Genomic DNA, 18281 nt, shown 5'->3' on the forward strand with positions numbered 1-18281 from the left:
GGCCTCCAGGCCCGGACGGGCCTCCCGGCTCCGCGGTCCCCTCACAGGAACGTGCGGCCCTCGCCCCGGTACGTCGGCACGACGTCCCGTACGACATCGTCGCGCACCAGGTGCAGCGCCTCGAACCGCTCGCACAGCTCACCGGCCTTGGCGTGCCGGAACCACACCTTGTCACCGATGCGCAGGTCGTCCGCGGGCGCCCCGAGCAGCGGGGTCTGCACCTCGCCCGCGCCCTCCTGGGCGTCGTACCGCAGCCCGTCCGGCAGATACGGCACCGGGGACCGGTCGGCGCCCGCGACACCCGACGCGGGATAGCCGCCGCCGAGCACCGTGACCGCACCGGGCCCCGGCCTGCGGACGACCGGCTGGGCGAAGAGGGCGGCCGGACGTCCGCTGAACGAGGTGTAGTTGTCGAACAGACGCGGCACGAACAGACCCGAACCGGCGGCGATCTCCGTCACCGCCTCCTCCGCCGCGGTGTACTGGACGCTGCCCGTCCCGCCGCCGTTCACGAACTCCAGGCCGGGCGCGGCGGCACGGACCGCCGCCACGGCGGCCGCGCGGCGGGCGGCCAGCTCCCCGCGGGCGGCGGCCTGCATCGTCCGCACCGCCCGTGACCTGCCGGGCCGCCCCTCGACGGCGTCCCCGACCCCGGCCACGTGACCTTCGTACGCCATCACGCCCACGAGGCAGAAACCCGGCCGCCGGGCGATGGCCCGGGCCAGGGCGCCGAGTTGCGCCGGGTCGTGCAGCGGCGAGCGCCGCGCCCCGATCCTGACCCGGCCCCCGAGCAACCGCAGCGAGGTGTCCAACTCCAGGCACACCCGCACCTCTTCGCGGCCGCCCGCCCGCGCGTCGTCGATCAGCCGCAGCTGCGCCGGGTCGTCGACCATCACGGTGACGGCGGCGGCAAGCTCGGGGTCGGCGGCCAGCTCGGCGAAGCCGGCGCGGTCGGCCGACGGATAGGCGAGCAGGACGTCCCCGAAGCCGGAGCGGGCCAGCCAGAGGGACTCGGCGAGCGTAAACGACATGACCCCCGCGAAGCCGTCCCGCGTCAGCACCCGCTCCAGGAGCGCCCGGCAGCGCACGGACTTGCTCGCCACCCGGATCGGCTTGCCCGCGGCCCGGCGCACGAGGTCGTCCGCGTTGGCGTCGAACGCGGCCAAGTCGACGATCGCGAGCGGCGCGTCGAGATGCGCTGTGGCCCGGTCGTAGCGGGCCCGGTCTGCGGCTCGGCCTCTCATGGCGGCAGCCTGCCAGACGTGGCTACTCGAGGGTAGGGGGATGATCCGGGCAGATCGCCCCGGCCTTCGGGCTGGGTTCCCTCGGCCCTCGTGCCAGCCCGTAGAGTGACGCGCACGCAGGGAGCGCGCGACGCGAGGAACGGGGGGTGCATGAGCACGGAGGCGCGACGGCCCCCCGTCCCCCCACGTCCCGGCACCCCTCCACGGGTGCCGAACCCCTCCCTGGACAGCACCGGGACACCGCCTCCGCCGCCCACGGGTCACCCCGCCGACGTCGTCGACTCCGCACCGGGACCGGGGACGGGTGACCCCGTTCCGGGACTGGACGTAAGGGTTCCCGTACCGGAAGCGGACGCAGGTGTTCCCGTACCGGGAGCGGACACGGGCGACGATCCCGTACCCGGCCCGGAGGTGGCCGACGGCTTCGTCCTGGCACCCCCGGCCGCATCCTTGGCTCCGCCCCGCAACGCGCGCTTTCCCGAGGCCCGGACGTGGACCTCTGGTGAGGGGGTGCGGCGGCCCGCCGGGGGTTCGGCGGGGCCGGGCGATAGGTCTCTGCGGGTGGGGGCGGGGCCGGGCGGTGGAGGTGCTTCGGGTGCTTCCGCCGGTGTGGGCGCCGTGGACGGGGCGGGGGCGGGGCGCGCGGTGGACCGGGGTGTTCCCGGTGAGGGTGTTGAACCGGGCGGCGCGATAGGCGCGGCTGTACCGGCTCGACCGGCTGTACCGGGCCAACTGGCTGTACCGGCCCAACTGGCCGGAGTGGCTGAACCGGCCGGAGTGGCCGGGGCGGCTGAACCGGCCGGGGTGGCCGACCCCGGTGGCCCGGAAGGCTCCGGCGACTTCGTCGCCGCCGGAAGCCCCGCCGCGGAAAGCTCCGCCGCGGAAAGCTCCGCCGTGGAAAGCCCCGTCGCCGAAAGCCCCGTCGCCGAAAGCCCCGCCGCGGAAAGCCCCGTAGCCGACGGCCCCGCCGCCGATACCCCCGCCAAGCAGTCCTCCCTCGTCGCGGACCTCCTGGCGCCCTTCGACCGGGTGCGGACGCCGCGGCCAGTGGGCAGGCGCGCCGCCCCGGCAGGGGAGGCGGAGGCCCCGCCGCCCGCCTCGGCGCGGCTTCCCGACTCCCCGCCGCCCCCGCCCGCCTCCGCGCGCCTGCCGGACACGCCACCGCTCGGTGCGCCGAAGGCCCGCCCGCTGACGTCGACTTCGCGTCGTACCGCACCGAAGGCCCCGGTGGTGCCGCCGCCACGGCCGGGCGTACCGCCCCGCCCGGCGGGCGCGCCCGCTCCGGTTGACGCGGCGCCCGCAGAGACGTCCGGCACGGCGCCGAGGGCACGCGCGGCCGCCGCGCCGAGGAGCCCGGAGCCGAGGGCCGCAGCAGCCTCCGCCCAGGAGCACACGCTCGGGCCGACGCCAGGAACTGCCGCCACTCCGGAGACCGTACGCGGGCCCGAGCGGTCGGCTGCCGCTACTGGGGAGGCCGTACGCGGGCCCGGGCACCTGACTGCCGCTACTCCGGAGACCGTACGCACGCCCGAGCGCCCGGCTGCCGCTACTCCAGAGGCCGTGCGCACGCCCGAGCGCCCGACTGCCGCTACTCCGGAGGCCGTACGCACGCCCGAGCGCCAAGCCGCCGCCACTCCGGAGGCCGTACGCACGCCCGAGCGCCAAGCCGCCGCCACTCCGGAAACCGTACGCAAACCCGGCCGCCAGGCCGCCCCCGCCCCCGAGACCGCCCCCGAGTTCACCCCCCGCACCGCCACCCCCCAGGAACCCGTGCGGGCATTCGCGCGCCGGGCCGTCGCCGCCCGGCGGGGCGTCGGCGGGGTCGATCTGTCGGCGCGGCCCGGCACGGGCCGCCCGTTCGTGTTTCTCGCGCGGCCGACGCTGTACGACGACACCACCACCCGGCTGCGCCCCGTCGGCGACTGGGCGCGCCCCCGCGTGGCAGCCGCCGCGGCCTGTGTCGTCCTCGGGCTCGGACTCATCGGCGGCGCGGCGACCGGGAGTTGGCTGACGGGCGAGTCGGACGCGGCGGGCGGCTCGCGGAGCGCGTACGCGGCGGCGGGCGGGCTCTGGCACAGCGTGCCCGTCGACAAGCTGTTCCCGCCCTCGATCAAGGGCGAGGGCGCGGGCCCCGGCGGCGCCGACCGCACCTGGAACCGCCTCGCCGTCGCCCCCGACAGCGGCTGCGGCAACGCCTTCGACCCGCTCCTGCGCAAGGCCCTAGCCCCCGCCGGGTGCCTGCGGCTGCTGCGCGCCACGTACGCGGACGCGACCAGCAGCCACGTCACCACCGTGGGCCTGCTGTTCACCAAGGCCGACGCCGCGGCCATGAACGCCCTGCGCGGCAGGTTCACCGAGGAGGGCCTCGACACCCGCCCGGACCTGATGCCCCGCCCGTACGCGGCACCGGGCACCCCGGCCGCGGGCTTCGGCGACGCCCAGCGCGCGACCTGGACCCTGTCCGTCCTGCCCGACGCCCCCGTCGTCGCGTACGCGGTCTCCGGCTTCGCCGACGGCCGCGCCGTCACCGAACCGGAGCCCGCGGCCGAGGCCATGCGGGTGGGCGCCACCTCCGCCCCCGCCCAGGCAGGGCTCGGCAACGACGCCAAGGGCATCGCCGACCGCGTCGAGCGGAGCCTGCGCAGAACCGTCACCGCGGCCACGGAGAAGCCCGCATGAGGATCCGCAGAGCCGCCGCGGTCACCGTCACCGCCCTCGCCACGTCACTCGCGCTGCCGCCCACCACCCCCGCCGCCCGCGCCGACGACGGCATCCGCGCCCAGCAGTGGGCCCTCGACGCCCTCGGCACCGACCAGGCCTGGCGCACCACCAAGGGCGCGGGCGTCACCGTCGCCGTGCTCGACACCGGCGTCGACGCCTCCCACCCCGACCTGGTGGGCAACGTCCTCGAAGGCAAGGACATGGTCGGCTTCGGCGCCCGCAGGGGCGCCGAGTCCTGGGCCCGCCACGGCACCGCGATGGCCGGGATCGTCGCGGGCCACGGCCACGGCGAGAACCGCGCGGACGGCGTGCTCGGCATCGCGCCCGAAGCACGCGTCCTGCCGGTCCGGGTGATCCTCGAGGACGGCGACCCCGCCCGCAAGAAGGCCCGCTCCACCCGCGGCAACGCCCTGGCCGAAGGCATCCGCTGGGCCGCCGACCACGGCGCCGACGTCATCAACCTCTCCCTCGGCGACGACTCCAAGTCCGCCCACCCGGAACCGGCGGAGGACGCCGCCGTGCAGTACGCCCTGAGGAAGGGCGCCGTCGTCGTCGCCTCCGCGGGCAACGGCGGGGAGCGCGGCGACCACATCTCGTACCCGGCCGCGTACCCCGGAGTCATCGCCGCCACGGCCGTCGACAGCGACGGCGTCCGCGCGTCCTTCTCCACCCGCCGCTGGTACGCCACCGTCAGCGCCCCCGGCGACGACGTGGTGATCGCCGACCCCGACCGCAAGTACTACGAGGGCTGGGGCACCAGCGCCGCCTCCGCCATGGTGTCCGGCGCGGTCGCCCTCGTCCGCGCGGCGCACCCCCGGCTCGACCCCGCGCAGATCAAGCGGCTCCTCCAGGACACCGCGCGGGACGCCCCCGCGGGCGGCCGCGACGACTCCCGGGGCTTCGGCCTCGTCGACCCGGTCGCCGCCCTCGCCCGCGCGGGCGGGATCGAGCCGCGGTCGTCGCTGCGCACCACCGCGCACGCGAAGAAGTACTTCGGGCCGGGACCCGACGACCCCGGCGACGACGGCGGACCCGCCGCCTGGGCGGGCCCCGCGGCGGGCGCGCTCGGCGTCGGCCTGCTCGCGGCGGGCGCCGTGCTGTGGCGGGGGCGGCGAGGAGCGTTCGGGCGCCGGCGCTAGGGTCGAGGCCGTGGCGAACAAGAACATTCCCGACCCCGGCTTCTCCGACGACGACGGATCGGCCGACCCGGCCCTCGCCGCGGCGCTCGCCGCGTGGCAGCAGGACCGCACCGCGCACGGCCCGGTCCTCGAAGCACTCGCGGGCGCCCGCCTCCTCGTGCCCGTCGTCGCCGTGCTGGGGGAGGTGGAGGAGGACGAGAACGGGCTGCGGCGCGAGAAGACCAGTGACATGGCGGTGCCGACGCTCAAGGCAGGACACCGCACCGCGCTTCCCGCCTTCACCTCCACCGCGGCCCTCGCCCTGTGGGACCCCGGGGCCCGCCCCGTCGCCGTACCGCTGCACCAGGCGCTGAAGGCCGCGGCCCACGAGCAGGCCGACACCATCGTCCTCGACCTCGCGGGCCCCGTCCCCTACGAGCTGAACCGCCCGGCGCTCATCGCCCTCGCCGAGGGCCGCCGCAGCGCCGACGCGCTCACGGACCCGGCCGTCGTCGCCGCCGTACGCGCGGTCGTCGCCGCCGAGCCCGCCGTGCTCCGCGCCCACCTCGGCCCCGGCACGGCCGACGGCACCCTCGCCCTGGTCCTCGACCCGGCCGCCGCCCCCGCGCCCGCAGCCCGGCGCGTCGCCGAGACCCTCGCCGCCGACGAGACACTCAGGGCCCGCCTGGTGCGCGGCCTCGACCTGGCACTCCTGCCGGCCGAGGCGACGCCACCGGGCGAGCCCCTTTACGTACGCGGATAGGTCGTCGAGTGGAGGGCCGTCAGCCGAAGACAGGGCCCGTGTACTTCTCGCCGGGTCCCTGCCCGGGCTCGTCCGGCACCACCGACGCCTCGCGGAACGCCAGCTGCAACGACTTCAGGCCGTCCCGCAGCGGAGCCGCGTGGAAGGAGCTGACCTCCGTGGCGCTCGCGTCCAGGAGGCCGGCGAGCGAGTGGATCAGCTTGCGGGCCTCGTCCAGGTCCTTGTGGGCGGCGCCCTCCTCGGCCAGGCCGAGGTTCACCGCCGCCGCGCTCATCAGGTGCACCGCGACCGTGGTGATCACCTCGACCGCGGGGACGTCCGCGATGTCGCGGGTCATGGCGTCGAAGTCGGGGCTCTGGGGTGCGGGGGAAGCGGCGGGGCTCGTGTCACTCATGCCCCTCACCCTAGAGCCGCCGCGTCCGCGTTAGCCCCACCCCCCAGGACCTGCTAACCTTGTGTAACGACCGGCCGGACACCCGCGTGCCAACGCAAGTGCCCGGCCCACAAGTGGAGGCTCCGATCTCCCACCTGGCTGCTCCTAGGGGCGGCGGGTCACCGGTCAGGCGGTCGCCGCAGCGCGGCGGACCGTCGGATGCGCGCCCCGCGATCACCGCGGAGGTGCTCCGGTAAGTGTATGGAGCCCCTTCAGTGATCGGTCGGGGCATTTTTTGTGTTCCGGTGCCGTTGGTCGTCACAACAGACGTAACGCGGCTGTCCGCCAGACCGTCGCGTGGTGCTACCGAGGAGGATCCATCAGCGCCGAGCCCCGCATCAACGACCGGATTCGCGTTCCCGAGGTGCGACTTGTCGGCCCCAGCGGCGAGCAGGTCGGGATTGTTCCGCTTGCCAAGGCCCTGGAGCTTGCGCAGGAGTACGACCTCGACCTGGTCGAGGTCGCGGCGAACGCCCGTCCGCCCGTGTGCAAGCTCATGGACTACGGGAAGTTCAAGTACGAGTCGGCCATGAAGGCCCGTGAGGCGCGCAAGAACCAGGCGCACACGGTCATCAAGGAGATGAAGCTCCGGCCGAAGATCGACCCGCACGACTACGACACCAAGAAGGGTCACGTCGTCCGGTTCCTCAAGCAGGGCGACAAGGTCAAGATCACGATCATGTTTCGTGGTCGCGAGCAGTCCCGTCCGGAGCTCGGCTTCCGGCTGCTGCAGCGGCTCGCGGAGGACGTCCAGGACCTCGGGTTCATCGAGTCGAACCCGAAGCAGGACGGCCGGAACATGATCATGGTTCTCGGTCCGCACAAGAAGAAGACCGAGGCGATGGCCGAGGCCCGTGAGGCCCAGGCGGCCCGCAAGGCCGACGCGAAGGCCAACCCGGGCAAGTCGCAGAACGCCGCCGAGGACGAGCTCGCGGAGGGCGAAGAGCTTTCCGAAGCCCCCGTCGAGGCCCCGGCCGAGGCTCCCGCCGAGGCCTGATCCCCGGACGCGAGTCCAGGGGTCGCACACGACACCCATGACGCTCCCGGATGCCCGGTTCCACGACCGGGCATCGGAGTGCCACCGACGAGGAGAGAACGGCGCTATGCCGAAGAACAAGACGCACAGCGGTGCCAGCAAGCGCTTCAAGGTCACCGGCTCCGGCAAGGTGCTCCGCGAGCGCGCCGGCAAGCGCCACCTGCTCGAGCACAAGTCGTCCCGTCTGACGCGTCGCCTCACCGGCAACGCCGAGATGGCCCCGGGCGACGCCAAGAAGATCAAGAAGCTTCTCGGCAAGTGACGTGCCGGCGCGCGAGCGCCGTACGTCAGGACCGGGACCCATACGTTTCCGGGCCGCGTGAGGAACACCGCGGCCCCGCTACAAGGAGTTAACAAGTGGCACGCGTCAAGCGGGCAGTCAACGCCCACAAGAAGCGTCGGGCGATCCTCGAGCAGGCCAGCGGCTACCGCGGCCAGCGGTCGCGCCTGTACCGCAAGGCCAAGGAGCAGGTCACCCACTCCCTGGTCTACAACTACAACGACCGCAAGAAGCGCAAGGGCGACTTCCGTCGGCTGTGGATCCAGCGCATCAACGCCGCTGCCCGCGCCAACGGCATCACCTACAACCGCTTCATCCAGGGTCTGAACGCCGCCAACATCGAGGTGGACCGCAAGATCCTCGCCGAGCTGGCCGTGAACGACGCCAACGCGTTCGCCGCCCTGGTCGAGGTCGCGCAGAAGGCGCTGCCGTCCGACGTCAACGCCCCGAAGGCCGCGTGACGTCGCACTGAGCCGAGCGATGTGAGTGGACCCGTAGGCCCGGTGGCCTACGGGTCCACTCACGTTTGCCTCCCCGGCGAGCCGGCCGACGTTGCACCCCTCCCCGAACTCTGAAAGCGACTCGATGGCACACGGTCCCGAACTGATCTCCTCGCGTTCGCCGCGCGTCAGCGCGGCCCGGCGGCTCGGCAGGCGGAACTTCCGCGGCAAGGAGCGGCTGTTCCTCGCCGAGGGCCCGCAGGCCGTGCGGGAGGGGGCCGGACACCGCGGGGACGGGCAGCCCACGCTGGTGGAGCTGTTCGCGACCGTCGAGGCCGCCGAGCGGTACGCCGACATCGTGGGCGCGGCGCGGGACGCCGGTGCCCGTGTGCACCTCGCCGACGAGAGCGTCATCGCCGACATCTCCACCACCGTCACCCCGCAGGGACTCGTCGGGGTCTGCCGGTTCCTCGACGTGCCGTTCGAGGAGATCCTGGCCGGGCGGCCCAAGCTGGTCGCCGTGCTCGCGCACGTGCGCGACCCCGGGAACGCCGGGACCGTGCTGCGGTGCGCCGACGCCGCGGGCGCCGACGCCGTGGTGCTCACCGACGCCTCCGTGGACCTGTACAACCCCAAGGCCGTACGCGCCTCGGTCGGCTCGCACTTCCACCTGCCCGTCGCCGTGGGCGTGCCCGTCGAGGACGCCGTACGCGGGCTGAGGAGCGCGGGCGTACGGGTGCTCGCCGCCGACGGCGCGGGCGACGACGACCTCGACGCGGAGCTGGACCAGGGCACCATGGGCACCGAGACGGCCTGGATCTTCGGCAACGAGGCCTGGGGCCTGCCGGAGGAGACCCGCGCACTCGCGGACGCCGTGGTGCGCGTTCCGATCCACGGAAGCGCCGAGAGCCTGAACCTGGCGACCGCGGCAGCCGTATGCCTCTATGCCTCCGCCCGTGCACAGCGCGCCGCCGGAGGGTGCCGCTCCGTCACCCCCGGCTAGTAGTGTGTCGGGCTCACAGGCCCACTGCGCCAGGCCCGAGAGGCGGGGATAAGGGGACATGAGCGTCGGCACGAGCAGACCACCGGGAGTACGGGACATCCTGTGCCCTCCCGCGGGCCCCGCAGGCCCGGCGGGCGCAGGCCCCGCCGAGCTCGGCATCGACCCGGACGACCTGCCCGACGGCCTCGTCGTCGCCGACGAGAGCGGGCGCGTCATCTGCTTCAACGCGGCCGCGGCACGCATCACCGCCGTCCGCGCCGCCGACGCCCTCGGCCGCTCCATCGAGCGGGCGCTGCCCCTCGAGGACCTCGAAGGGCGCCGGTGGTGGCAGCTCACCGACCCCTACAACGGACTCGCCATCCGCGTCGCCCAGCCCGAGCGGAACCTGCTCCTGCCCGGCGGCCGCGAAGTCCTCGTCTCCGCGCGCTACGTCCGCGCCCGCCCCACCGGGCCGCTGCGCCGCCTCGTCGTCTCCCTGCGCGACACCGAGGCCCGGCGCCGCACCGAGCGCAGCCACGCCGAGCTGATCGCCACCGTCGCCCACGAGCTGCGCTCGCCGCTGACGTCGGTGAAGGGGTTCACGGCGACGCTGCTCGCCAAGTGGGAGCGGTTCACCGACGACCAGAAGCGGCTGATGCTGGAGACCGTGGACGCGGACGCCAACCGCGTCACCCGGCTGATCGCCGAACTGCTCGACATCTCCCGGATCGACTCCGGGCGCCTGGAGCTGCGCCGCCAGCCCGTCGACATCGGCGCGGCCGTCGGACGGCACATCCAGGCCCATGTCGCCGCGGGACAGGAGGCGGACCGCTTCCTGGTACGGGTGCAGCAGCCGCTGCCCGACCTCTGGGCCGACCCCGACAAGATCGACCAGGTGCTGAGCAACCTCCTGGAAAACGCGGTGCGCCACGGCGAGGGAACGGTCACCATCGACGTGGCGCCCTCGCCGTCCCTGCGCGTGCGGGGGGCGGCCGACACCGCGGTCACCGTCAGCGACGAGGGTTCCGGCATTCCGGAGGAGTCGATGGGCCGCGTCTTCACCCGCTTCTGGCGGGGCAGCAAACGCGGCGGGACGGGGCTGGGGTTGTACATCGTCAAGGGAATCGTCGAAGCGCACGGCGGCACGATCACCGTGGGCCGCGCGGCGGGCGGCGGCGCCCAGTTCCGATTCACGCTGCCCGTGGCGGCTCCGGCGTATTTGCAGTGATGAAACAAGGAGGGGCCGCGACGCGTCGGGCAGGGTGGCGGGTGACGGCCAAGGCTTGAGCAGCCCGCGGGCCCATCCGTTACCACCACCCCGTTAGACTCGGTCGTTGGCACCTTTGTGTCCCCCATTTCGGGACATTCTCAGGACCAGTCGTCTCCGACTCGTTGACGGGGACCATCCGCCAGCCAACCGGAAGCACGGGAAGAGATGTCGGCACCGAACAAGTCGTACGACCCTGTCGAGGTCGAGGCACTGAAACCTGAAGAGATCGAGCGCATGCGGGACGAGGCGCTCGCCGCCTTCGCGGCCGCCGCCGACCTCGACCGGCTCCAGGAGGCCAAGACCGCCCACACCGGCGGCACCTCACCGCTCGCCCTGGCCAACCGCGAGATCGGCGCGCTGCCGCCGCAGGCCAAGGCCGACGCGGGCAAGCGCGTGGGCATGGCCCGCGGCGCCGTGAACAAGGCGCTCGCCGCCCGCCAGAGCGAACTGGAGGCCGAGCGGGACGCGCGCGTCCTGGTCGAGGAGGCCGTGGACGTCTCGCTGCCCCACGACCGCGTACCGGCCGGTGCCAGGCACCCGCTGACCACGCTGTCGGAGCGCATCGAGGACATCTTCGTGGCCATGGGCTACGCGGTCGCCGAGGGCCCCGAGGTCGAGTCCGAGTGGTTCAACTTCGACGCCCTGAACATCGGCCCCGACCACCCGGCCCGCGGCGAGCAGGACACGTTCTTCGTCCGTGGCGGCGCCGCCGCGGACGGCGAGGACTCCGGTGTCGTGCTCCGCACCCACACCTCGCCCGTGCAGATCCGCTCGCTCATCGACCGCGAGCCGCCGGTGTACGTGATCTGCCCCGGCCGCGTGTACCGCACCGACGAGCTGGACGCCACCCACACCCCGGTCTTCCACCAGGTCGAGCTGCTCGCCGTGGACGAGGGCCTCACCATGGCCGACCTCAAGGGCACCCTGGACCACATGGTGCAGGAGCTGTTCGGCGGCGAGGGCATGAAGACCCGGCTCCGGCCGAACTTCTTCCCCTTCACCGAGCCCTCCGCCGAGATGGACATGGTCTGCTACGTGTGCCGTGGCGAGTCCGTGGGCAACCCCGACCGCCCCTGCCGCACCTGCTCCTCCGAGGGCTGGATCGAGCTCGGCGGCTGCGGCATGGTCAACCCCAAGGTCCTGACGGCCTGCGGTGTGGACCCCGAGAAGTACAGCGGGTTCGCCTTCGGGTTCGGCATCGAGCGGATGCTGATGTTCCGCCACAACGTAGAAGACATGCGAGACATGGTCGAGGGTGACGTGCGCTTCACCCGGCCGTTCGGGATGGAGATCTGATGCGGGTCCCGCTTTCCTGGCTGCGGGAGTATGTCGACCTCCCCGCCACCGAGACCGGCCGCGATGTGCAGGCCAAGCTCGTCGCGGCAGGTCTCGAGGTGGAGACCGTCGAACAGCTCGGCGCGGGCCTCAAGGGCCCCCTCGTCGTCGGCAAGGTCCTCACCATCGAGGAGCTGGAGGGCTTCAAGAAGCCCATCCGCTTCTGCACCGTCGACGTCGGCACGGCCAACGGCACCGGTGAGCCGCAGGAGATCGTCTGCGGCGCCCGGAACTTCGCCGTCGGCGACAAGGTCGTCGTGGTCCTGCCCGGCGCGGTCCTGCCCGGCGACTTCGCGATCGCCGCGCGCAAGACGTACGGCAAGACCTCGCACGGCATGATCTGCTCCGGCGACGAGCTGGGCATGGGCGACTCCACCGCGATGGGCGGCGACGGCATTATCGTCCTGCCGCCCGAGCACGAGGCGGGCACCGACGCCATCGAGCTCCTGGAGCTGGTCGACGAGGTCCTCGACATCGCCGTCACGCCCGACCGCGGCTACTGCCTCTCGATGCGCGGCGTCGCTCGCGAGACCGCCACCGCCTACGGCCTGCCGCTGCGCGACCCGGCGCTGCTCGACGTACCGGCGCCGAACTCCTTCGGCTACCCGGTGCAGATCAGCGACCCGGCGGGGTGCGACCGCTTCACCGCGCGCACCGTGACCGGGCTGCGCCCCGACGCCCGCTCGCCGCTCTGGCTCATGCGCCGCCTCCAGAAGGCGGGCATGCGCCCGATCTCGCTGGCCGTCGACATCACCAACTACGTGATGCTGGAGCTCGGCCAGCCCCTGCACGCCTACGACCGCTCGCGCGTCCAGGGCGCCATCGGCGTGCGCCGCGCCGAGCAGGGGGAGAAGCTCACGACCCTCGACGGCGCGCAGCGCGTCCTCGACGCCGAGGACCTGGTGATCACCGACGACCGCGGCCCCATCGGCCTCGCGGGCGTCATGGGCGGCGCCAACACCGAGATCGCCGACACCGTCGTCGCCGCGTCCGACTCCTTCGGGGAGCCGGACGAGTCCCAGGGCACCACGGACGTGGTCATCGAGGCCGCGCACTTCGCCCCCGTCGCCGTGGCCCGCACCGCGCGCCGGCACAAGCTGTCCTCGGAGGCGGCCAAGCGCTTCGAGCGCGGCGTCGACCCGCAGGCCGCGTCCGCCGCCGCGCAGCGCACCGTCGACCTCCTGGTGCTGCTCGCGGGCGGCACCGCGGAGGCCGGTGTGACGGAGGTCATCGTGCCCTCCGCGCCGCACACCATCTCGATGCCCGCCGACCACCCCGACCGGGTCGCCGGTGTCACCTACGGCCGCGAGACCGTCGTACGCCGTCTTCAGGAGGTCGGCTGCGACGTGTACGGGCAGGACTCCCTGACCGTCACGGTGCCGTCCTGGCGCCCCGACCTCGCCGAGATCAACGACCTCGCCGAGGAGGTCATCCGCCTCGAGGGGTACGAGAACCTGCCCTCGACGCTGCCGCGGCCCCCCGCCGGGCGCGGCCTGACCGAGCGGCAGCGGCTGCACCGGCGCGTGGGCCGCGCGCTCGCGGGCGCCGGCTACGTCGAGGCGCCGAACTACCCGTTCGTCTCCGAGCAGGTCTTCGACCAGCTCGGCCTCGACGCGGACGACCCGAACCGCCGCGTCGTCGAGCTCGTCAACCCGCTGTCCGGCGAGGAGCCCGCTCTCCGTACGACGCTGCTGCCGGGCCTGCTCGCCACGCTGCGCCGCAACGACGGGCGCGGCAGCCACGACCTGGCGCTGTTCGAGACCGGTCTGGTCTTCCACCCGAACTCGGAGGAGACCGCGCAGGCCGCGACCCCGCCCGTGGACCGCCGTCCCACGGACGAGGAGCTGGCCGCGCTCGACGCGAGCCTGCCCGAGCAGCCCCGGCACGTCGCGGTCGTCCTCACCGGCGCCCGTGAGCAGTCCGGCTGGTGGGGCAAGGGCCGCCCGTCCGACTGGGCGGACGCCGTCGAGTCGGCGCGCACGGTGGCCCGCGAGGCCGGCGCCGAACTCATCGTGCAGCAGGGCCAGTACGGCCCGTGGCACCCGGGGCGCTGCGCCGAGCTGAGCGTCTACCTGGACGGCGCCGAGGGCGCCGACCGTGCTGAGGACGCCGAGGGCGCCGAAGGTGCCGACGGCGGCCGCGGTGGCATCGTCTCCGTCGGGTACGCGGGCGAGCTGCACCCCCGCGTCATCAAGGCGTTCGGGCTGCCCGCCCGCACCTGCGCCATGGAGCTCGACCTCGACCTCCTCGCCGAGGCGGGCGAGGGCTCGCTGCGGGCGCCGCGCATCTCCACCTTCCCGGTGGCCACGCAGGACGTCGCGCTGGTCGTGGACCAGGACGTGCCCGCGGCCGTCGTCGAGGCGTTTCTGCGCGACGGCGCCGGTGAACTCCTGGAGGGCATCCGCCTGTTCGACGTCTTCACCGGTGAGCAGCTCGGCGAGGGCAAGAAGTCGCTCGCGTACGCGCTGCGCTTCCGCGCCGCCGACCGCACGCTGACCGTCGAGGAGGCCTCGGCGGCACGCGACGCGGCCGTGGCGCGCGCCGCCGAGGTGACCGGCGCGGTGCTGCGCGGGGCCTAGTCCCCGGTGCCCGCGGGGACACCGCGGGCACGCGAGACGCAAGTGAGGGGCGCATCCGCGAAGGCGGATGCGCCCCTCGGCGTATCGCGTGCCGCCGCGGGCGGCCGCTCGCCTTGCGTGCCGCCGAGGACGGCCGCCTGCGTCGCGTGCTCCGCCGCGGGCGGCCCGCACTGCGTCCGCCGCGGGCGGAGGCCGGGCGGTGCGCCCGCACCATGTGCTGAACACCGCCCGGCGTGGTACGGCCTGCGCCGTCCGGGCCGTCGCGGGAACTACTGGGCAGACGACGGCCGACGGACGGCGCCACACGGGGCCGCCGCACTGTACAGAGGGGGGGAGCCGGCGGCCCGGCCGCCTCCTTGGTGAGGGCTCTCAGTCAACCGGGACCGCGCCCGGCGCGGCAGAGCGCGCACCGAGTGGACGCGGGCACTCCGTTCACACCCCGTGTGAAGGGGGTGCGACTACGCTGGGTCGCACGGAGCCAACGGAGGGCATTCATGCAGCCCAACACTCTGCTCGACGCGATCCTCGACGAGGCGGGCATCTCGCACGCGGGTCTCGCCGCCCATGTGAACCAGGCAGGCAGGGCGAGAGGCCTCTCGCTGCGATACGAACACACGGCCGTGGCACGCTGGTTGAAGGGCCAGCGCCCGCGCGGCCAGGTGCCGGACCTGATCTGCGAGGTGCTCGCAGGACGGCTCAGGCGCACGGTCACGCTCGACGACATCGGCCTCGGAGTGCCGGGCAGCACGGCCGGCCGGCACAGCTCGATGGCCTCCACGCTCTCCGGGTTCGTCGAGCGGGCCACGGCGCTGTGGCGCTCGGACGAACAGCAGCGCCCGCATCTGCTCGGCGCCCCCGCCGTCACCGGCACGCCCGCGGTGATGCCGGTGTGGGAGTGGGAGAACCCGCCGGAGGACGTCGACGTCTCCCGCGGCGGTCGGCACCCGGTCAGCATGGCGGACGTGGACATGATGCGGATGGCCCGGGCGCACTACGAGCAGATGTACCGCAAGACCGGCGGGGTGGCCACGCGCACCCGCATCGTGGGCTTCCTGAACGCCGAGGCGGCCCCGCTGCTGCGCGGCAGCTACACCGACGCGATGGGGCGCCAGTTGCACCGCGCCACGGGCGGTCTGGTGGCGATAGCCGGCATCTGCGCCTACGACTCGGACGCGCACGGCCTGGCGCAGCGCTACTTCCACCAGGCCCTGCGCCTGGCGAAGGCCAGCGGCGACCGCGGGCTCGGCGCCTATGTCATCGCCCTGCTCGTCAACCAGTCGCTCTTCATGCGCGAGTACCGCCAGGCGGTCGCCTTCGCGGAGGCCGCGCTGCGGGCCGCGGGACGTGACATCACCCCGGCGCTCGCGTCCGACCTGTACGCGATGCAGGCGAAGTCGTACGCGCACCTGGGCGACGGGAGCGGCGCGCTGTCCTGCATCCGGCGTGCCGAGGCCGCGGCCGACCGCATCCGGCGGGGGCGCGAGCCGGACGAGACGGGCTATGTCCAGCCCGGTCTGGTCAACGTCCAGGTGGCGGAGGCGCTGCTCAGCCTCGGAGACCTCACCGGCGCGCACGAGCACGCCGCGGCGGCCGTGGACACCCCGGCGCACGACCGGGGCCGTGTGCACCGGCTCGCCATGCTGAGCCAGATCGAACTGCGCAAGGGGAACACCGACGAGGCCGTGGCGACGGCGGTGGAAATGGCGGAACAGGCGCGGGGGATGGAGTCCCAGCGGCTGCGCGACCGGCTGCGGGCGGTGCGCGAACACCTGGTGCGCAGCGACCGCGCGGGCACGGCCGAGGCCGCCGAACTCATCGACGGGGCACTGCGGGTACCGCTCTAGCGACTCCGCGCGGTCCCCCGCGAACTCCACGCCGCCCGCGGTCCGGGGGCGGACCGACACCTGACGCGTGCTCCTTCGCTCTGCCGTGCGCGGAGTGCTCTGCACCTCTCCTGCTGCGATATTGCCATCTATTCAGCGGAAGGTGGCAGAACCGTGCAGTGGACGAAACAGAGTGAACAAACTGTGTATGGAAACCGATGGTTCACCGTCAATCTCGCAGATGTCGAGCTACCCGACGGGCGACACCTCGATCACTTCCTGATCCGGCTGCGTCCGGTGGCGATCGCCACGGTCGTCAACGAGGCCAACGAGGTGCTGCTCCTGTGGCGGCACCGCTTCATCACCGACAGCTGGGGCTGGGAACTGGCCGCGGGCGTCGTCGAGGACGGCGAGGACATCGCCGACGCGGCGGCCCGTGAGATGGAGGAGGAGACCGGCTGGCGGCCGGGACCCTTGCGGCACCTGATGAGCGTGGAGCCGTCGAACGGTCTCACCGACGCCCGGCACCACATCTACTGGTCGGACGAGGGGACCTACATCGGTCACCCCCAGGACGACTTCGAGTCGGACCGACGCGAGTGGGTCCCACTGAAGCTCGTCCCCGACATGGTGGGGCGGGGCGAGGTCCCGGCCGCCAACATGGCGGCGGCACTCCTCTTGCTGCACCATCTGCGTCTTGGCCAGGACGCGCGTTAGCGCTCCTGCCCCGGCTCGGCCCTAGCGCCCGAGGGCCTGCCAGACCGCCACCGCGAGTGCCCCGATCGACGTAAGGGCGGCGAGGGCCGGCAGGGGCCACCTGTTGTGCTCGAGGGCCGTGATCCGGAGGGACAGGTCGTCCTGGTCCTTGGTGTGCTGGGAGTCGCTCTGCGTGAGTAACGCGAGCCGTCCGTCGACGCGGGCGAGGCCCACGTCCAGGCTGCGTCGTAACTCTGCGAGTTCTTCCGGGACCACGGGACGCTCGGGGTCGGTGGTCACGAGTCAGCTCCTTTCGGTAGCGGTCACTTCCCCCCTGTGCGCACGGAAAGTCAACTCGCCAGGTGGCCGGGGCGACAGCGTGTGCGAAGGGCATATGCGAGCCCGCCGCGCACACGGTGTGTGAATGGCGCGGGCCCGGCACTCGTGGAGTGCCGGGCCCGTGGACTGGCCGAAAATTGACTTGAATTCAGATACGGAGCGTAGTCACCGTGCGGTCGCCCCGAGGTCGCGGTCCGGTAAGCGGAACCTAGTACGTGTAGAAACCGGAACCCGTCTTGCGGCCGAGGCGGCCCGCGTCGACCAGGCGCTGGAGCAGCGGGGGAGCGGCGTACAGCGGCTCCTTGTACTCGTCGTACATGCTGTCCGCGACCGAGGCCACCGTGTCCAGGCCGATGAGGTCGGACAGTTTCAGCGGGCCCATCGGGTGGGCGCAGCCCATCTCCATGCCGTTGTCGATGTCCTCGCGCGAGGCGATGCCCGACTCGAACATCCGGATGGCCGAAAGGAGGTACGGGATGAGCAGCGCGTTCACCACGAAGCCCGAGCGGTCCTGGGCGCGGATCGCGTGCTTGCCGAGCACCTTCTCCACCAGGGCCTGGGCCCGGCTGATCGTGCCCTCCGACGTGGTCAGGGCGGGGATCAGCTCGACGAGCTGCTGCACGGGGGCCGGGTTGAAGAAGTGGATGCCGATGACCTGGTCCGGGCGGGACGTCGCCACGGCCAGCTTCACCAGCGGGATGGAGGAGGTGTTGGAGGCGAGGATGGCGTCCTGGCGCGTCACCACATGGTCGAGCACCTGGAAGATCTCGGTCTTGACCTGCTCGTTCTCCACGACCGCCTCGATGACGAGGTCACGGTCGGCGAACTCGCCGAGGTCGGTGGTGAAGCTGAGGCGCTCCATCGCGGAGTCCCGCTCCTCCTCGGAGATCTTGCCGCGCTCGGCCGCCTTGGCCAGGGAGTTGCACAGCCGGGTGCGGCCGATCTCCAGGGCCTCACCGGTGGTCTCCGCGACCATCACGTCCAGGCCGGAACGGGCGCAGACCTCCGCGATCCCCGCGCCCATCTGGCCGCAGCCCACTACTCCCACGCGCGCAATGTCGGCCATGGAGTCGGTCACCTCGTGCCTTTCGCTGATCAACAGGTCCGGCAGGGTCCCCCGCACGGTGCCGGTGCCTGCCTCGCCGGTGAACGTTACTCCGCAACCTGCGGTGGGATCCGGGCCGGGTCGGGCATGCTGTTGCCGCACGGCCTGCGGTTGACG

The 18281-nt window shown here is 73.3% G+C and carries 16 protein-coding genes; 12 read left to right on the forward strand and 4 right to left on the reverse strand.

The annotated features are described in order from the left end of the window. Positions 1-41: 41 nt before the first annotated feature. Positions 42-1244, reverse strand: coding sequence for an amino acid deaminase/aldolase (locus tag ACH4DX_RS29600; RefSeq protein ID WP_398157396.1), 1203 nt, complete (start codon positions 1242-1244; stop codon positions 42-44). A 759-nt stretch (positions 1245-2003) separates the two neighbouring features. Between ACH4DX_RS29600 and ACH4DX_RS29605 the strand changes: the two genes are divergently transcribed. The 3 genes from ACH4DX_RS29605 to ACH4DX_RS29615 are packed head-to-tail and all read left to right on the forward strand — an operon-like array spanning position 2004 to position 5846. After that, positions 2004-3923, forward strand: a complete 1920-nt coding sequence (locus ACH4DX_RS29605; protein ID WP_398157397.1) for a hypothetical protein — start codon at positions 2004-2006, stop codon at positions 3921-3923. Beyond that, a complete protein-coding gene (mycP, locus tag ACH4DX_RS29610) occupies positions 3920-5104 on the forward strand; it encodes a type VII secretion-associated serine protease mycosin (protein ID WP_398121714.1) in 1185 nt (394 codons plus the stop codon). Before ACH4DX_RS29605 ends, mycP begins: the two co-directional genes overlap by 4 nt. Before the next feature lie 10 nt (positions 5105-5114). Continuing rightward, entirely contained in the window at positions 5115-5846 is a 732-nt protein-coding gene (locus ACH4DX_RS29615; protein ID WP_398121715.1) for an SseB family protein, read from the forward strand. Between the two features lie 19 nt (positions 5847-5865). On the opposite strand, the gene ACH4DX_RS29620 is transcribed toward ACH4DX_RS29615, so the two are convergent. After that, positions 5866-6240, reverse strand: a complete 375-nt coding sequence (locus ACH4DX_RS29620) for a DUF1844 domain-containing protein (RefSeq protein WP_398121716.1) — start codon at positions 6238-6240, stop codon at positions 5866-5868. A 358-nt stretch (positions 6241-6598) separates the two neighbouring features. Here ACH4DX_RS29620 and infC point away from each other — a divergent pair, with 358 nt between their 5' ends. The 9 genes from infC to ACH4DX_RS29665 all read left to right on the forward strand — a co-directional run bounded on the left by infC (position 6599) and on the right by ACH4DX_RS29665 (position 16741). Further along, positions 6599-7276 (forward strand): translation initiation factor IF-3, encoded by a 678-nt coding sequence (gene infC, locus ACH4DX_RS29625; protein WP_398121901.1) that lies wholly within the window; start codon positions 6599-6601, stop codon positions 7274-7276. 106 nt (positions 7277-7382) lie between these two features. Further along, on the forward strand, positions 7383-7577 hold the full coding sequence (gene rpmI, locus ACH4DX_RS29630; protein WP_004944288.1) for a 50S ribosomal protein L35: 195 nt from the start codon (positions 7383-7385) through the stop codon (positions 7575-7577). Positions 7578-7672: 95 nt separating this feature from the next. Then, positions 7673-8056, forward strand: coding sequence for a 50S ribosomal protein L20 (gene rplT, locus ACH4DX_RS29635; RefSeq protein ID WP_030560335.1), 384 nt, complete (start codon positions 7673-7675; stop codon positions 8054-8056). Between the two features lie 124 nt (positions 8057-8180). Continuing rightward, a complete protein-coding gene (locus tag ACH4DX_RS29640) occupies positions 8181-9038 on the forward strand; it encodes a TrmH family RNA methyltransferase (RefSeq protein ID WP_398121717.1) in 858 nt (285 codons plus the stop codon). Between the two features lie 58 nt (positions 9039-9096). Next, on the forward strand, positions 9097-10245 hold the full coding sequence (locus tag ACH4DX_RS29645; protein WP_398157398.1) for an ATP-binding protein: 1149 nt from the start codon (positions 9097-9099) through the stop codon (positions 10243-10245). Positions 10246-10452: 207 nt separating this feature from the next. Beyond that, positions 10453-11583, forward strand: coding sequence for a phenylalanine--tRNA ligase subunit alpha (gene pheS, locus ACH4DX_RS29650; RefSeq protein ID WP_398121719.1), 1131 nt, complete (start codon positions 10453-10455; stop codon positions 11581-11583). After that, on the forward strand, positions 11583-14201 hold the full coding sequence (pheT, locus tag ACH4DX_RS29655) for a phenylalanine--tRNA ligase subunit beta (protein WP_398157399.1): 2619 nt from the start codon (positions 11583-11585) through the stop codon (positions 14199-14201). Before pheS ends, pheT begins: the two co-directional genes overlap by 1 nt. 494 nt (positions 14202-14695) lie before the next feature. Continuing rightward, a complete protein-coding gene (locus ACH4DX_RS29660; RefSeq protein ID WP_398121721.1) occupies positions 14696-16045 on the forward strand; it encodes a transcriptional regulator in 1350 nt (449 codons plus the stop codon). Between the two features lie 153 nt (positions 16046-16198). Then, complete coding sequence (locus tag ACH4DX_RS29665; protein ID WP_398121722.1) at positions 16199-16741, forward strand: NUDIX hydrolase; 543 nt, start codon at positions 16199-16201, stop codon at positions 16739-16741. Between the two features lie 21 nt (positions 16742-16762). On the opposite strand, the gene ACH4DX_RS29670 is transcribed toward ACH4DX_RS29665, so the two are convergent. Together ACH4DX_RS29670 and ACH4DX_RS29675 are read right to left on the reverse strand one after the other, a co-directional pair. Further along, positions 16763-17020, reverse strand: a complete 258-nt coding sequence (locus ACH4DX_RS29670) for a hypothetical protein (RefSeq protein ID WP_030560343.1) — start codon at positions 17018-17020, stop codon at positions 16763-16765. 247 nt (positions 17021-17267) lie between these two features. Next, positions 17268-18125, reverse strand: coding sequence for a 3-hydroxybutyryl-CoA dehydrogenase (locus ACH4DX_RS29675; protein ID WP_398157400.1), 858 nt, complete (start codon positions 18123-18125; stop codon positions 17268-17270). Between the last annotated feature and the right edge of the window lie 156 nt (positions 18126-18281).

This window comes from Streptomyces sp. NPDC017940 (genome assembly GCF_044328435.1).
GTDB lineage: Bacteria > Actinomycetota > Actinomycetes > Streptomycetales > Streptomycetaceae > Streptomyces.

Excerpts from the sequence above, each read along its gene's own strand:
- mycP (WP_398121714.1), top strand. The coding sequence starts at position 3,920 with ATGAGGATCCGCAGAGCCGCCGCGGTCACCGTCACCGCCCTCGCCACG.
- rpmI (WP_004944288.1), top strand. The coding sequence starts at position 7,383 with ATGCCGAAGAACAAGACGCACAGCGGTGCCAGCAAGCGCTTCAAGGTC.
- pheS (WP_398121719.1), top strand. The coding sequence starts at position 10,453 with ATGTCGGCACCGAACAAGTCGTACGACCCTGTCGAGGTCGAGGCACTG.
- ACH4DX_RS29675 (WP_398157400.1), bottom strand. The coding sequence starts at position 18,125 with ATGGCCGACATTGCGCGCGTGGGAGTAGTGGGCTGCGGCCAGATGGGC.
- ACH4DX_RS29600 (WP_398157396.1), bottom strand. The coding sequence starts at position 1,244 with ATGAGAGGCCGAGCCGCAGACCGGGCCCGCTACGACCGGGCCACAGCG.
- ACH4DX_RS29640 (WP_398121717.1), top strand. The coding sequence starts at position 8,181 with ATGGCACACGGTCCCGAACTGATCTCCTCGCGTTCGCCGCGCGTCAGC.
- pheT (WP_398157399.1), top strand. The coding sequence starts at position 11,583 with ATGCGGGTCCCGCTTTCCTGGCTGCGGGAGTATGTCGACCTCCCCGCC.
- ACH4DX_RS29660 (WP_398121721.1), top strand. The coding sequence starts at position 14,696 with ATGCAGCCCAACACTCTGCTCGACGCGATCCTCGACGAGGCGGGCATC.
- ACH4DX_RS29620 (WP_398121716.1), bottom strand. The coding sequence starts at position 6,240 with ATGAGTGACACGAGCCCCGCCGCTTCCCCCGCACCCCAGAGCCCCGAC.
- ACH4DX_RS29645 (WP_398157398.1), top strand. The coding sequence starts at position 9,097 with ATGAGCGTCGGCACGAGCAGACCACCGGGAGTACGGGACATCCTGTGC.